General features: G+C 34.0%; 14 protein-coding genes, 1 tRNA gene and 1 other annotated feature. All 15 genes read left to right on the top strand.

Features of this window, described 5'->3' with window-relative positions; all coding sequences use genetic code 11:
• Positions 1–4: 4 nt before the first annotated feature.
• The 15 genes from GPX08_RS06850 (at position 5) to rpoC (ending at position 15,202) form a co-directional block, all read left to right on the top strand.
• Positions 5–421, top strand: a complete 417-nt coding sequence (locus tag GPX08_RS06850) for a Mini-ribonuclease 3 (RefSeq protein WP_156626089.1) — start codon at positions 5–7, stop codon at positions 419–421.
• Between the two features lie 57 nt (positions 422–478).
• Positions 479–1,351 (top strand): 23S rRNA (guanosine(2251)-2'-O)-methyltransferase RlmB, encoded by an 873-nt coding sequence (rlmB, locus tag GPX08_RS06855; protein WP_156626169.1) that lies wholly within the window; start codon positions 479–481, stop codon positions 1,349–1,351.
• Between the two features lie 20 nt (positions 1,352–1,371).
• A complete protein-coding gene (locus GPX08_RS06860) occupies positions 1,372–1,884 on the top strand; it encodes an NYN domain-containing protein (protein ID WP_156626090.1) in 513 nt (170 codons plus the stop codon).
• A 55-nt stretch (positions 1,885–1,939) separates the two neighbouring features.
• On the top strand, positions 1,940–2,584 hold the full coding sequence (gene sigH, locus GPX08_RS06865; protein WP_156626091.1) for an RNA polymerase sporulation sigma factor SigH: 645 nt from the start codon (positions 1,940–1,942) through the stop codon (positions 2,582–2,584).
• A gap of 88 nt (positions 2,585–2,672) precedes the next feature.
• Positions 2,673–2,748: transfer RNA gene (locus GPX08_RS06870), tRNA-Thr, on the top strand.
• Positions 2,749–2,885: 137 nt separating this feature from the next.
• On the top strand, positions 2,886–4,079 hold the full coding sequence (tuf, locus tag GPX08_RS06875) for an elongation factor Tu (protein ID WP_156626092.1): 1,194 nt from the start codon (positions 2,886–2,888) through the stop codon (positions 4,077–4,079).
• 176 nt (positions 4,080–4,255) lie between these two features.
• A complete protein-coding gene (rpmG, locus tag GPX08_RS06880) occupies positions 4,256–4,405 on the top strand; it encodes a 50S ribosomal protein L33 (protein WP_008681213.1) in 150 nt (49 codons plus the stop codon).
• A gap of 50 nt (positions 4,406–4,455) precedes the next feature.
• Positions 4,456–4,689: a preprotein translocase subunit SecE gene (secE, locus tag GPX08_RS06885; protein WP_156626093.1), complete on the top strand. Its 234-nt coding sequence runs from the start codon at positions 4,456–4,458 to the stop codon at positions 4,687–4,689.
• Positions 4,690–4,722: 33 nt separating this feature from the next.
• Positions 4,723–5,244, top strand: a complete 522-nt coding sequence (nusG, locus tag GPX08_RS06890; RefSeq protein ID WP_136006820.1) for a transcription termination/antitermination protein NusG — start codon at positions 4,723–4,725, stop codon at positions 5,242–5,244.
• A gap of 69 nt (positions 5,245–5,313) precedes the next feature.
• Entirely contained in the window at positions 5,314–5,739 is a 426-nt protein-coding gene (rplK, locus tag GPX08_RS06895) for a 50S ribosomal protein L11 (protein ID WP_136006822.1), read from the top strand.
• 52 nt (positions 5,740–5,791) lie between these two features.
• Positions 5,792–6,481 carry a 50S ribosomal protein L1 gene (rplA, locus tag GPX08_RS06900; protein ID WP_156626094.1) on the top strand — a complete coding sequence of 230 codons (690 nt, stop codon included), beginning with the start codon at positions 5,792–5,794 and terminating at the stop codon, positions 6,479–6,481.
• Positions 6,482–6,523: 42 nt separating this feature from the next.
• Positions 6,524–6,652, top strand: a sequence feature (ribosomal protein L10 leader region).
• Between the two features lie 37 nt (positions 6,653–6,689).
• Positions 6,690–7,193 carry a 50S ribosomal protein L10 gene (locus tag GPX08_RS06905; protein WP_156626095.1) on the top strand — a complete coding sequence of 168 codons (504 nt, stop codon included), beginning with the start codon at positions 6,690–6,692 and terminating at the stop codon, positions 7,191–7,193.
• Positions 7,194–7,225: 32 nt separating this feature from the next.
• On the top strand, positions 7,226–7,594 hold the full coding sequence (gene rplL, locus GPX08_RS06910) for a 50S ribosomal protein L7/L12 (RefSeq protein WP_136006827.1): 369 nt from the start codon (positions 7,226–7,228) through the stop codon (positions 7,592–7,594).
• Positions 7,595–7,939: 345 nt separating this feature from the next.
• Entirely contained in the window at positions 7,940–11,647 is a 3,708-nt protein-coding gene (rpoB, locus tag GPX08_RS06915) for a DNA-directed RNA polymerase subunit beta (protein WP_156626096.1), read from the top strand.
• Between the two features lie 21 nt (positions 11,648–11,668).
• On the top strand, positions 11,669–15,202 hold the full coding sequence (gene rpoC, locus GPX08_RS06920) for a DNA-directed RNA polymerase subunit beta' (RefSeq protein ID WP_156626097.1): 3,534 nt from the start codon (positions 11,669–11,671) through the stop codon (positions 15,200–15,202).
• Positions 15,203–15,321 lie beyond the last annotated feature (119 nt).

Raw genomic sequence — 15,321 nt, forward strand, 5'->3', positions numbered from 1 at the left:
AAGAATGTTAGAGGATTTAAGAAGTAGGGAGTTTAGCTGTGATGAAGCCAGAAGACTAAATCCATTGCAATTAGCTTTAGTTGGTGATGCTGTGTTCGAAATATATATAAGAAGCTATATTTTGTCAAACAACACTGAGTTATCTGCTCATAAGATGCATGTAGAAGCTATTAAGTATGTTAAGGCAAAAAGTCAGTCTGCAATTATAAAGGAAATAGAAGAACAATTAGAAGAAGATGAACTTTATATTTATAAAAGAGGAAGAAATACTAAGTCTGCTACTACTCCTAAAAATGCAAATGTGATAGACTATAGGAATGCAACAGGTTTTGAAGCCTTGTTAGGATATTTATATTTGATCGGAAATAAAGAGAGATTGTTTTATATATTAGAAAAATCAACGAAAGCTAAGTTAACATAAGTTAGAAAAAGTTATTGAGGAGTGAATAAAGTGACAAAAGGAAATAGAGAAACTAGAATGAGGGCTAGAGCTGAAAGACAACTGATTGAAAAGTCTACGAATCAAGAAAAGTTTAATAAACAAGGATATAGAGAAGAAAGAAGATCTTTTAATAATAAAAAGAAAATAAATGAAAGTCCTGAAGTTGAAGAAAGAGAAGATATAATAGTAGGTAGAAATGCTGTTATGGAAGTATTAAAAAGCGATAGGACTATAGAAGCATTATATATTGCTAATGGAAATATGGAAGGTTCTATAAAAGCAATAATTAATATAGCTAGAGAAAAGGGATTAGTTATAAAAGAAGTTGACAGAAAAAAACTAGATATTATGAGCAATGGTAATAATCATCAAGGGGTAATAGCTCAGGTTACAGCTTACAAGTATTATGAAATAGCAGATATGATAAATTATGCTAAAAAGAAAAATCAAGATCCATTTATAGTAGTTTTAGATGAAATAGAAGATCCTCATAATTTAGGTTCTATTATAAGAACTGCAGAGTTATGCGGAGTTCATGGAATAGTAATACCAAAGAGAAGAAATGTAGGGGTAACATCTACTGTATATAAATGTTCAGTTGGAGCTATAGAGCATATGAGAATAGCTAAAGTTACAAATATAAATGCTGCTATAGATGAACTTAAAAAAGAAGGACTTTGGATATATGGGGCAGATATAGCTGGTACAGAATATAGTTATGAAGTTGACTTTGGAGGTCCTTGTGCAATAGTAATTGGAAGTGAAGGTAGAGGTATATCTAAGCTTACTTTAAAGAAATGCGACAAACTAGTAAAAATTCCTATGGTAGGAAGAATTAATTCTTTAAATGCTTCAGTTGCAGGTGGTATAATGATGTATGAAATATTAAAAGGAAGGCTATCAAAATAGCTTTTTAGAAGAGGTATGATTTGAAGATAATATTTGTTGATGGGTATAATGTTATAAACAGTTGGCCTAACTTAAAACTTCAAAAAGATTATAGTTTTGATGGAGCTAGGCAGAGCCTTATTGATAGCTTACATAACTATTCAGTTTATGAGGGGTGTAAATTAATAATAGTTTTTGATGCCCATAAAGTAAGTAGAAGCATTGAAAAGAAAGAAGATATTAATAAAAATATTAGTGTTGTATTTACTAAAGATGGTGAAACAGCAGATTCCTATATAGAGAGGGAAGTTCACAACATAGGAAGAAGGTTTGAAGTTTATGTAGTAACATCAGACTGGCTTGAACAGCAAACCATATTTCAAAGAGGTGCGGTAAGGGTATCTTCTATTGAGTTCTATAACGAAGTGCTTGAAACTGAAAATAGAATAAAGAAAAAAACGTTAAAAAATTCTAATTTATCTAAAAATAACTTATTAGATAATGTAGATGAAGAAATATTTAATAAATTAGAGGCTATAAGACGTAGCAAATAAAAAACAAATAGTTTATATATAGCTATTATGATAGGGCTTGAAGGGGTGATATATAGTGGAAGGTAGTAGCAATGGTAATATACATTATAGTGAATTTGAAAATAAGACAGATGAAGAGGTAGTTGATGAGGCTAAGAATGGTAGCACAAGAGCTCAAGAATTCTTAATATCAAAGTATGAGAACTTTGTTAAAGCTAAATCTAAATCATATTTTCTTATTGGTGCAGATAAGGAAGATATTTACCAAGAGGGAATGATAGGATTATATAAAGCTATAAGAGATTTTAAATCTGATAAGCTAACGAGCTTTAAAGCTTTTGCTGAGCTTTGTATTACAAGACAGATAATAACTGCTATTAAGACTGCTACTAGGCAAAAGCATATCCCTTTAAACACATATATATCTTTAAACAAACCAATATATGAAGAGGAATCTGATAGAACTCTAATAGATGTTCTGTCGGAACTTAAGATAACTGATCCAGAAGAATTAATTATAGGAAAAGAGCAATTAAAACATATAGAGGGAGAAATGGCTAAGGTACTTTCTGACTTAGAAATGGAAGTGTTACAATCCTATTTAGATGGGAAGTCATATCAAGAAATAGCATGTGATTTAGATAGGCAAGCTAAGTCTATAGATAACGCTCTTCAAAGGGTTAAGAGAAAGCTTGAAAAATGTCTATATAATGATAAATAAGTCATTAAATTTTTATTGACAAATTTTTTGAACAATAGTAAACTTTATAATTGGTATATTAAACTATAGGCCAATTTAACAAGGAAATGCTCACGTAGCTCAGTAGGCAGAGCGTCGCCTTGGTAAGGCGGAGGTCGTCGGTTCAATCCCGATCGTGAGCTCCAATATAGTTGAGCGCTCACTAGTTGTGATTATCGTAATTATACATTGCTTTGATCTTTGTAGTGTGCTCAATATATTAACCAAAAAAATAGAAAACGCTAGGCAAAGTTTATTACAAAGATTAAAGGAGGATTTTACAATGGCAAAGCAAAAATTCGAAAGAAGCAAACCACACGTAAACATTGGAACAATTGGTCACGTTGACCACGGTAAGACAACTTTAACAGCTGCAATCACAACAGTATTAGCAAACAGAGGTTATGCAGAAGCATTCAACTATGCTGATATAGATAAGGCTCCTGAAGAAAAAGAAAGAGGAATCACAATCAATACATCACACGTTGAATACGAAACTGAAAACAGACACTATGCTCACGTTGACTGTCCAGGACATGCTGACTACGTTAAGAACATGATCACTGGAGCAGCACAAATGGATGGAGCAATCCTAGTTTGTTCAGCAGCAGATGGTCCAATGCCACAAACAAGAGAACACATCCTACTAGCATCAAGAGTTGGAGTTGACTACATAGTAGTATTCTTAAACAAAGCTGATATGGTAGATGATGAAGAATTATTAGAATTAGTTGAAATGGAAGTTAGAGAATTATTATCTGAATACAACTTCCCAGGAGATGATATTCCAGTAATCAAGGGTTCAGCTTTAGTAGCATTAGAAAACCCAACAGATGAAAAATCAATCGCTCCAATCTTAGAGTTAATGGAAGCAGTAGATAGCTACATCCCAACTCCAGAAAGAGCAACAGATAAGCCATTCTTAATGCCAGTAGAAGATGTATTCACAATCACTGGTAGAGGAACAGTTGCAACAGGAAGAGTTGAAAGAGGAGTTCTTCACGTAGGAGACGAAGTAGAAATCGTTGGATTACAAGAAGAAAGCAGAAAAGTAGTAGTAACAGGAATAGAAATGTTCAGAAAGTTACTAGACGAAGCACAAGCTGGAGATAATGTTGGAGTTCTTTTAAGAGGAGTTCAAAGAACTGACATCGAAAGAGGTCAAGTATTATCAAAAGTTGGATCTGTTAAGCCACACCACAAGTTCGTAGGTCAAGTATACGTACTTAAGAAAGAAGAAGGTGGAAGACATACTCCATTCTTCGATGGATACAGACCACAATTCTACTTCAGAACAACAGACGTTACTGGATCAATCAAGTTACCAGAAGGAATGGAAATGGTTATGCCAGGAGACCACATCGACATGAATGTTGAATTAATCACTAGAGTTGCTATGGACGAAGGATTAAGATTCGCGATTAGAGAAGGTGGAAGAACTGTAGGTTCAGGAGTTGTTACTAGTATAATAGAATAGTAACTACAAATATAATAAAAACTTCATAGGACTGGGTGTGATTACCTAGTCCTGTGAAGGTCATATATATTGACATAATACATGTTTTATGATAATGTGTTTAGGTAATTAACGAAAATAAATTAACATAAAGTATAAGGTTTTATATTATTTACGGTAAACTGGAGGTGCAGACTGTGAGAGTAAAGATAACTTTAGCATGCACAGAGTGTAAGCAAAGAAATTACAATTCAATGAAAAATAAGAAGAACAACCCAGACAGATTAGAAATGCATAAATATTGCAAATTCTGTAAGAAACATACACTTCATAAAGAAACTAAGTAGTTAGCTGTATAGTGATGACATATACTCACAATAATTAAGGATGTGAAGTAATGGCTGTTAAAGAAAATTTAAAAGTAGCGAAAAGTCCATCTGAAAAAGGTGGTATATTAAAGTTTTTTAGAGAGGTTAAGGCAGAAGTTAAAAGAATAACTTGGCCATCTAAAAATGAAACTAAAAAAGCGTTAATTGCAGTTGGCGTAGTTGTACTAATATATGTTGTATTAGTAGGTGGGTTTGACTATATTTTTCAAAACCTCTTTGAATTCATTTTAAAATTTAAATAAGGAGGTTTAGGCAACAATTGCCTATAAGAAAATATGAGCGAAAAAGCAAGATGGTATGTAGTACACACATACTCAGGCTACGAAAACAAAGTTAAAGCAAATCTTGAAAAAACCATTGAAAATAGAAATCTTCAAAGCTTACTTCAGGACATACAAGTTCCTATGGAAGAAGTTGTAGAAGAGAAAGATGGGAAACAAAAGATTTCTCTAAAGAAAAAGTTTCCTGGATATGTGTTAGTAAAAATGCTAATGACTGATGAGTCATGGTATGTGGTTAGAAACACTAGGGGTGTAACAGGATTTGTTGGCCCAGCTTCTAAACCAGTTCCCTTAACTGATGAGGAAGTCGAATCTATGGGAGTTCAAGAAGCACCTGTAGAAATAGACTTAGAGGTTGGGGAAAGCGTAAGTGTTATCTCTGGACCACTAAAAGGATTTGTGGCTATAATACAAGAGATAAACTTAGAAAAGCGTAAGCTTAAAGGTTCAATAGACATGTTTGGCAGAGAAACTCTTGCCGAACTAGAATTTACACAAGTTGAAAAATTAGTTTAATATAAGCTAATGTTTTAATAAAGTGGGAGGACTTAAGTCCGTTTACCACAGTATAGGAGGAATAATAACATGGCTAAGAAAGTAACAGGAATGATTAAACTTCAACTTCCTGCAGGTAAGGCAACACCAGCACCACCAGTAGGACCAGCATTAGGTCAACACGGTGTTAATATTATGGGATTCTGTAAGGAGTTTAATGCAAAGACTGCTAACCAAGCTGGATTAATAATCCCAGTTGTAATAACAGTTTACCAAGATAGATCTTTTAGTTTCATACTAAAAACTCCACCAGCAGCAGTTCTTATAAAGAAGGAATTAGGAATCGAAAGTGGTTCAGGAGTTCCAAACAGAACTAAAATTGGTAAGTTAACAAAGGATCAAGTAAGAAAAATTGCTGAGTTAAAGATGCCTGACTTAAATGCAGCTACTATCGAAACTGCTATGAGCATGATCGAAGGTACTGCAAGAAGTATGGGAGTAACTGTTGAAGAGTAATTCGTAAAAAAGTGGGAGGTAAAAACCGCTAATACCACAAAGGAGGCAAATCATGGGAAAGAATTATATTGAAAGTGCAAAATTAATAGATAAGAGTGCATTATACACTCCATCTGAAGCTTTAGATTTAGCTGTTAAAACTGCTAAAGCTAAGTTTGATGAAACTATAGAACTACATGTTAGATTAGGGGTTGACCCAAGACATGCAGATCAACAAGTAAGAGGAGCTGTTGTTCTTCCAAACGGAACAGGTAGAACTGTAAGAGTTTTAGTATTCGCTAAGGGAGAAAAAGCTAAGGAAGCTCAAGAAGCTGGAGCAGATTTCGTTGGAGCTGAAGAATTAGTTCAAAAGATCCAAAGTGAAAACTGGTTCGACTACGATGTAGTTGTAGCTACACCAGATATGATGGGTGTTGTTGGTAGAATCGGTAGAGTTTTAGGACCTAAGGGATTAATGCCAAACCCAAAATCAGGTACAGTAACATTTGATGTTGCTAAAGCAATAGCTGAAATTAAAGCTGGTAAGGTTGAATATAGAGTTGATAAGACTGCTATCGTTCACTGCCCAATCGGAAAGAAGTCATTTGGAGTAGAAAAACTTCAAGCTAACTTCCACACTTTAATGGAAGCATTAATCAAAGCTAAACCAGCTGCTGCTAAGGGACAATACGTTAAATCAGTATCTGTTTCAAGCACAATGGGACCAGGAGCTAAGATTAACCCAACAAAAGTTTTAGATTAGTATTGACAAACAAAAGATTATGTAATAAAATCTTAGATGTTGTTAAAAAGAATACTGATTCCAAAGACAGTAGGTGCCGAAAGGTTTAAATAATTGCCTACCGAGGAATACCAAGGTAAGTAATTATTTGGTCTTCCTATGTCTTATGGGAAGGCCTTTCTTAATATAAATTTGCAGTTAAAAACTGTGAGGAGGTGGACACACAGTAATGAACAAGAATAGACAAATAAAAGAAGCTAAAGTAGCTGAAATTAAAGAAAAGTTAGAAAAAGCTCAAGGCGTTGTTCTAGCTAACTATCAAGGTTTAACAGTTGAAGAAGATACAGCTTTAAGAAAGAATCTAAGAGAAGCAGGCGTTGAATACAAAGTTTACAAAAACAACTTAGTAGTTTTAGCTGCTAATGAATTAGGAATTCAAGGTTTAGATGCTTACTTAGAAGGACCAGTTTCTATAGCATTCGGTTACGAAGATGCTACTGCTCCTGCAAGAGTGTTACACACATTTGCTAAGGATCATAAGAAATTAGAATTAAAAGCTGGACTTGTAGATGGTACTATCTATGACAAGAGTCAAGTTGAAAAACTTGCTACAATACCATCAAAGGAAGTTCTTATCGCAAAACTTCTTGGAAGCTTCAAGGCTCCATTATCAAACCTTGCATACTTATTAAATGCAATTAAAGAGAAAAAAGAATCAGAATCAGCTGAATAATAACTGATAAAAATTTTGGAGGTGCAATTAAAATGACAAGAGAAGATATAATTCAAGCAATAAAAGAAATGACTGTTTTAGAATTAAACGAGCTAGTTACAGCTTGTGAAGAAGAATTTGGTGTTAGCGCTGCTGCTCCAGTAGCTGTTGCAGGAGCTGTTGCAGGTGGTGCTGCAGCTGCAGAAGAAAAGACTGAGTTCGACGTAGTATTAGCAAACGCTGGTGGACAAAAGATCAAGGTTATCAAAGTAGTTAGAGAATTAACTGGATTAGGATTAAAGGAAGCTAAGGAAATAGTTGACGGAGCTCCTAAGACAATTAAAGAAGGCGTTTCTAAAGAAGAAGCTGAAGACATGAAAGCTAAATTAGCTGAAGTTGGAGCTGAAGTAGAAGTTAAGTAATTAACTTTAAATAAAAAAGGTGCTGTAATGGCACCTTTTTAATTGTCTAAATGAAACTATATAAAATATGAGGTGCTGGAATACTTTATATAGTTTTATGAATTGTTAAAAAGAAAAAAATATGAATTAACATAATTTATGCATGAAAAATAATTGACATTGAATGTGTAATATGATAGTATCATTAAATGTACTATTCATTATGGATAGGTATATATTCATATGAAAAATTTGTATAATCACATAAAACATGGTTATACTAATAAGTGATGTTGTCCGAAAGCTAAAGTCCTTAGGGAAGCTATGCTTTTGGTTATTTTAGTTTTATACAAGGGGTGAAAATTCATGGTACATCCTGTCCAAGTCGGAAAAAGAACTAGAATGAGTTTTGGTAAAGTTAAAGATGTAACAGAAATGCCAAATCTTATTGAGGTACAGTTGGATTCATATCAATGGTTTTTAAAGGAAGGTCTTCACGAAGTATTTGATGACATTAATCCTATTACAAATTTCACAGGTAATCTTGTTTTAGAATTTGTAGATTACAAACTAGATATGGATAATATTAAGTATTCAGTGGAAGAGTGTAAGGAAAGAGATTCTACTTATGCTGCACCACTAAAAGTTTCAGTTAGATTACAAAATAATGAAACTGGAGAAATCAAAGAACAAGAAGTATTTATGGGTGACTTCCCATTAATGACAGAGCAAGGAACTTTCATCATCAATGGTGCAGAAAGAGTTATTGTAAGTCAGCTTGTTAGGTCACCAGGAGTATATTACAGTTTTAACGTTGATAAAACTGGTAAGAAATTATACTCATCAACAGTAATTCCAAATAGAGGAGCATGGTTAGAATATGAAACTGATTCTAACGATATTATCTATGTAAGAATAGATAAAACAAGAAAGCTTCCTATATCTATACTAGCTAGAGCTATGGGCTTTGGAAGTGATGCAGAGCTTTTAGAGTATTTTGGAGAAGATGAAAGATTCAAGGCTACTATAGAAAAAGATAATACTAAGACTAAAGAAGAAGCATTATTGGAAATATACAAGAGATTAAGACCAGGTGAACCACCAACAGTGGATAGCGCTGTATCTCTTATAGATTCCCTATTTTTTGATGCGAAAAGATATGATTTATCAAGAGTTGGTAGATATAAGTTTAATAAGAAGTTAGCATTAAATTTAAGATTAGTCAACCAAATTGCTGCTACTGACATAATTAATCCTGAAACTGGAGAAATTATAGTAGAGCAAGGTAAGAAGATTGGCAGAACTACTGCAGAAGAAATTCAAAACTTAGGTATCAATTCAGTTGATATTTTAGTGGAAGATAAAGTAGTTAGGGTAATTGGTAACCATTTTGTTGACATAAAGAAATTCGTATCATTTGATATTGAAGATTTAAATATCAAAGAATATGTTCATTATCCAACATTAAAAGAAATACTAGATAATTACGATGATGAAGAAACAATAAAAGAAGAAATTAAGAAAAATATAACTAGGCTTATACCTAAGCACATAATAAAAGACGATATCTTTGCTACTATAAGCTATGAGTTAGGTTTAGCTTATTCTATCGGTTATGTAGATGATATAGACCATCTAGGTAATAGAAGATTAAGATCAGTTGGAGAGTTATTACAAAATCAATTTAGAATTGGTTTATCAAGAATGGAAAGAGTAGTTAAGGAAAGAATGACTATTCAAGACCAAGAAGCTATAACTCCTCAAATGTTAATAAACATTAGACCAGTTGCAGCTGCTATTAAAGAATTCTTTGGTAGCTCTCAATTATCACAATTCATGGATCAAACAAATCCACTATCAGAATTAACTCATAAGAGAAGATTATCTGCTTTAGGACCAGGAGGTCTTTCAAGAGAAAGAGCTGGTTTCGAAGTTAGAGACGTTCACCATTCACATTATGGTAGAATGTGTCCAATTGAAACACCAGAAGGACCAAACATAGGTCTTATTAACTCTTTAGCTACTTATGCTAAGGTTAATGAGTATGGATTTATTGAGACTCCTTATAGAGTTATTGATAAAGAAAATGGAATAATAACAGATGAAATAAGATATTTTACAGCAGATGAAGAAGACCAATATCTTGTAGCTCAAGCTAAAGAGCCTATTGGTGAAGATAGAAAGTTTGTTGATAGCAGAGTTACTGTTAGAAGTAAACATGATGTCTTAGTAGTTAATGCTGAAGAAGTTGATTTAATAGACGTTTCACCAAGACAAATAGTATCTGTAGCAACAGCTATGATACCTTTCCTTGAAAATGATGATGCTTCAAGAGCTCTTATGGGATCTAACATGCAACGTCAAGCAGTGCCGTTATTAAAGCCACAAGCTCCAGTAGTAGGTACAGGAATAGAGTTCAAAGCTGCTGTAGATTCAGGAGTTTTACCAAAGGCTAAGAATGCAGGGAAGGTAACATATGTTAGTGCTAGTGAAATCAGAGTTAAGAGAGATTCTGATGGAGGAACTGACGTATATAAACTTCTTAAGTTCAAGAGAAGTAACCAAGGTACATGTATAAACCAAAGACCTTTAGTAGATAAGGGTGAAATAGTGTTTAAGAACCAAGTGTTAGCTGATGGACCATCAACTGATTTAGGTGAAATAGCATTAGGTAAGAACATAAGAATGGGCTTCATTACTTGGGAAGGTTATAACTATGAGGATGCTATGCTTATTTCTGAAGAATTAGTTAGAGAAGATGTCTTTACTTCAATTCACATTGAAGAATATGAATGCGAAGCTAGAGATACTAAGCTAGGACCTGAAGAAATAACTAGAGACATTCCTAACGTAAGTGAAGATGCATTAAAAGATATAGATGATAGAGGTATCATCAGAATAGGTGCTGAAGTTAGATCAGGGGATATCCTTGTTGGTAAAGTAACACCTAAGGGAGAAACTGAATTAACAGCTGAAGAAAGACTTTTAAGAGCTATCTTCGGTGAAAAGGCAAGAGAAGTAAGAGATACTTCATTAAGAGTTCCTCACGGGGAAGCAGGTATAATTGTAGATGTAAAAGTCTTTACTAGAGAAAACGGGGATGAATTAAATCCTGGTGTTAATGAATTAGTAAGATGTTATATAGCTCAAAAGAGAAAGATTTCTGTTGGAGATAAGATGGCTGGACGTCACGGTAACAAAGGGGTTATATCAAGAGTTCTTCCAGAAGAAGATATGCCATTCCTACCAGACGGAAGACCACTACAAATCTGTTTAAATCCTCTAGGGGTTCCATCTCGTATGAACATCGGTCAGGTACTAGAAGTTCACTTAGGATGGGCAGCAAGTCAATTAGGATGGCACATAGCTACTCCTGTATTTGATGGAGCAACAGAAGAAGATATAGAAGAATGCTTAGAAAAAGCAGGATACAACGCAAATGGAAAAACTGTACTATATGATGGTAGAACAGGAGAAGCATTTGATAATGAAGTTACTGTTGGAATAATGTATATCTTAAAGCTAGCTCACTTAGTTGACGATAAGATTCACGCAAGATCAACAGGACCTTACTCATTAGTAACTCAACAACCGCTAGGTGGTAAAGCACAATTCGGTGGTCAAAGATTTGGAGAAATGGAAGTTTGGGCATTAGAAGCTTATGGTGCAGCTCACACACTACAAGAAATATTAACTGTTAAGTCAGATGATGTTGTAGGTAGAGTTAAGACATATGAAGCTATAGTTAAGGGAGAAAATATCCCAGAACCAGGAGTTCCAGAATCATTTAAAGTACTTATAAAAGAACTTCAAGCATTATGCTTAGATGTTAAAGTATTAAATGATGAAAACCAAGAAGTAAGACTTAAAGAGTTTACAGATGAAGATATGGAAGATTTAGAAGTTAACATCGAAGGTACAGAAGATGTTGTTGTTGAAGAAGTAAATGTAGATGATAGTTATACATTGTCAGAAGATGAAGTAGAAGAAGAAGTTGAATTTGAAAACTTTTCTTTAGAAGGCTTCCACGAAGAAGACTTAGAACTTGATGACTTTGTAAATGATGAACACTAAATTTGAAGGGAGGATGTACCCTTGTTTGAATTGAATAATTTTGACGCTATACAAATAGGTTTAGCTTCACCAGATCAAATAAGAGAATGGTCAAGAGGTGAAGTAAAGAAACCTGAAACTATAAACTATAGAACCCTAAAACCAGAAAGAGATGGTTTATTCTGTGAAAGAATATTTGGACCTATTAAAGACTGGGAATGTCATTGCGGTAAGTATAAGAGAGTAAGATATAAGGGAATAGTTTGTGATAGATGTGGAGTTGAAGTAACAAAGGCTAAGGTAAGAAGAGAAAGAATGGGGCATATTGAACTTGCTGCCCCAGTCTCTCACATATGGTACTTCAAAGGAATTCCATCAAGAATGGGATTACTTTTAGATATGTCACCAAGAGCTTTAGAAAAGATATTATACTTTGCTTCATATGTAGTAATAGATCCTAAAGAAACACCATTATTAAAGAAGCAACTTCTAAATGAAAAAGAATATAGAGAAGCTGTAGATAAATATGGTGATGAAAGCTTTGAAGCTGGAATGGGAGCTGAAGCTGTTCAACAGTTACTTGGAGAGATTGACTTAGAATCTCAAACAAAGGAACTTAAGGAAGAATTAAAAGTAAGCACTGGTCAAAAGAAAGTTAGAATCATAAGAAGACTAGAAGTAGTTGAATCTTTCAGAAAATCAGGTAACGATCCAAGATGGATGGTAATAAACGTTATTCCTGTAATTCCACCAGATATTAGACCGATGGTACAATTAGATGGAGGAAGATTTGCAACTTCTGATTTAAATGATTTATATAGAAGAGTTATTAATAGAAATAACAGATTAAAGAAGCTTTTAGACCTAGGAGCACCTGATATCATTGTAAGAAATGAAAAGAGAATGCTTCAAGAAGCAGTTGATGCACTTATTGATAATGGTAGAAGAGGAAGACCAGTTACTGGTCCTGGAAACAGACCTCTTAAATCTTTATCAGATATGTTAAAAGGTAAGCAAGGAAGATTCAGACAAAACTTACTTGGAAAAAGAGTTGACTACTCTGGTAGATCAGTTATCGTTGTTGGACCAGAACTTAAGATGTATCAATGTGGTCTTCCAAAAGAAATGGCTTTAGAATTATTTAAACCATTTGTAATGAAGAAGTTAGTTGAAGACGGAGTTGCTCACAATATAAAGAGTGCTAAGAGAATGGTTGAAAGAGTAAATAATCAAGTATGGGATGTACTTGAAGAAGTTATTACTGATCATCCAGTTCTATTAAACCGTGCACCTACTCTACATAGACTTGGAATTCAAGCATTCCAACCAGTTTTAGTAGAAGGTAGAGCTATTAAATTACATCCACTTGTATGTACTGCATATAATGCTGACTTCGATGGAGACCAAATGGCGGTTCACGTACCATTATCAGTTGAGGCTCAAGCAGAAGCAAGATTCTTAATGCTTGCAGCAGGAAATATAATGAAACCATCAGATGGTAAACCAGTTTGTGTACCTACTCAAGATATGGTTCTTGGCTCATACTATTTAACAATGGATAAATCAGGAGCTAAAGGAGAAGGTAAGGCATTTTACTCTAAAGATGAGGCTATAATGGCTTATCAAGTTGGAGAAATTGCAATACATGCTCAAATCAAAGTTAAAATGACTAAAGAGATAAATGGAGAAATTAAATCAGGTATAATTACTACTACAGTAGGTAAATTAATATTTAATGAATCTATTCCTCAAGATTTAGGCTTTGTTAACAGAGATAACAAAGATGAAGAGTTTAACTTAGAAGTTGACTTCTTAATAACTAAGAAGACATTAGGAAAGTTAATTGATAAATGCTATGCTGTTCACGGACCAACTAATACATCAATAATGCTAGATAAGATTAAAGCTCTAGGATATCACTATTCATCTATTGGAGCAGTAACTGTTGCAGCATCTGATATGATAGTACCAGAAGCTAAATACAGACTACTTAAAGAAGCAGATGATACAGTAGAGAAAATCGAAAAGATGTATAAGAGAGGTTTCATTTCTGAAGAAGAAAGATATGAAAGAGTTATAGAAAAATGGACTAAAACAACTGAAGATGTTGCGGATGCACTTATGGATAGCTTGGATAAATTCAATCCAATATTCATGATGGCTGACTCAGGAGCCAGAGGTTCTAAGTCTCAGATCAAGCAATTAGCTGGTATGAGAGGACTTATGGCGAGTCCGACTGGTAAGATCATAGAATTACCAATCAGAGCATCATTTAGAGAAGGTCTTGAAGTTCTAGAATACTTCATATCTACACACGGAGCTAGAAAAGGTAATGCCGATACAGCTCTTAAAACAGCTGACTCAGGATACTTAACAAGAAGACTTGTTGACGTATCACAAGATGTTATCGTAAGAGAAGTAGATTGTGGTACTACAGAAGGTATCTTTGTTTCAGAAATTAAAGAAGGAAATGAAGCTATTGAAGGCTTAGCAGAAAGATTATATGGTAGATATACAGCTGAACCAATAATCCACCCTGAAACTGGTGAAGTAATGGTAGAAGCTGATCAATATATGGAACTAGATGTTGCAGAAAAAGTTGCAGCAGCTGGAGTTAAAAAAGTTAAAATTAGATCTGTATTTACATGTAAATGTAAAGTTGGAGTATGTTCTAAGTGTTATGGAATGAACATGGCAACAGCTCAAAAGATCAATATAGGTGAAGCAGTAGGTATTATTGCAGCTCAATCAATCGGAGAACCAGGAACTCAGCTTACAATGAGAACCTTCCATACAGGGGGAGTAGTTGGAGCCGATATTACACAAGGTCTTCCAAGAGTTGAAGAGTTATTTGAAGCAAGAAAACCTAAAGGTTTAGCTATAGTAAGTGAAATTACAGGTAATGTAAAAGTTGAAGAAACTAAGAAGAAGAGAACTGTAATAGTAATGGCTGAAGATGGAGAAGAACGTAGTTACGAAATTCCATTTGGCTCAAGATTAAAGGTATCAGATGGTGACTTTATCGAAGCTGGGGATGAAATAACTGAAGGTTCAGTAAACCCACATGATATAGCAGCTATAAAAGGTATTGATGGAGCAAGAAAATACTTATTATCTGAAGTACAAAAAGTTTATAGACTTCAAGGTGTTGATATCAATGATAAGCACTTAGAAGTAGTTGTTAGACAAATGACTAGAAAGGTAAAAGTATTAGATTCTGGAGATACTGAATTACTACCAGGAACAATGATCGACGTATTCGACTTTGAAGAAGAAAATGCAAGAGTAAGAGAATTTGGTGGGGAAGAAGCTAAGGGAGAGCAAGCATTATTAGGTATAACTAAAGCAGCTCTTGCAACTGATAGTTTCTTATCAGCAGCATCCTTCCAAGAAACTACTAGAGTTCTTACAGAAGCAGCAATCAAAGGTAAGATAGATCCATTGGTAGGATTAAAAGAAAATGTTATTATTGGTAAGTTAATACCAGCAGGTACTGGAATGATGAGATACAGAAACGTAAAGCTAGATGTAGAGGAACTTCCAGTAGAAAATGAAGTAGTAGAATCTATTGAATAATAGATAGCAATTTTATTGACATGTGTATGCTTAAATGATAAAATACCAATTGTATGATTTTTAAGATACACGCTAATAGAATTGCCTACATGAAGTCATGGAGGCAAAGTCATGAACTG

Source organism: Clostridium tertium (assembly GCF_902652255.1).
Classification (GTDB): Bacteria; Bacillota; Clostridia; order Clostridiales; family Clostridiaceae; genus Clostridium; species Clostridium tertium_A.

Coding starts and splice junctions, on each gene's coding strand:
- rplL (WP_136006827.1), top strand. CDS start 7,226: ATGACAAGAGAAGATATAATTCAAGCAATAAAAGAAATGACTGTTTTA.
- GPX08_RS06850 (WP_156626089.1), top strand. CDS start 5: ATGTTAGAGGATTTAAGAAGTAGGGAGTTTAGCTGTGATGAAGCCAGA.
- nusG (WP_136006820.1), top strand. CDS start 4,723: ATGAGCGAAAAAGCAAGATGGTATGTAGTACACACATACTCAGGCTAC.
- rpoB (WP_156626096.1), top strand. CDS start 7,940: ATGGTACATCCTGTCCAAGTCGGAAAAAGAACTAGAATGAGTTTTGGT.
- tuf (WP_156626092.1), top strand. CDS start 2,886: ATGGCAAAGCAAAAATTCGAAAGAAGCAAACCACACGTAAACATTGGA.
- GPX08_RS06905 (WP_156626095.1), top strand. CDS start 6,690: ATGAACAAGAATAGACAAATAAAAGAAGCTAAAGTAGCTGAAATTAAA.
- rplA (WP_156626094.1), top strand. CDS start 5,792: ATGGGAAAGAATTATATTGAAAGTGCAAAATTAATAGATAAGAGTGCA.
- rlmB (WP_156626169.1), top strand. CDS start 479: ATGAGGGCTAGAGCTGAAAGACAACTGATTGAAAAGTCTACGAATCAA.
- rplK (WP_136006822.1), top strand. CDS start 5,314: ATGGCTAAGAAAGTAACAGGAATGATTAAACTTCAACTTCCTGCAGGT.
- secE (WP_156626093.1), top strand. CDS start 4,456: ATGGCTGTTAAAGAAAATTTAAAAGTAGCGAAAAGTCCATCTGAAAAA.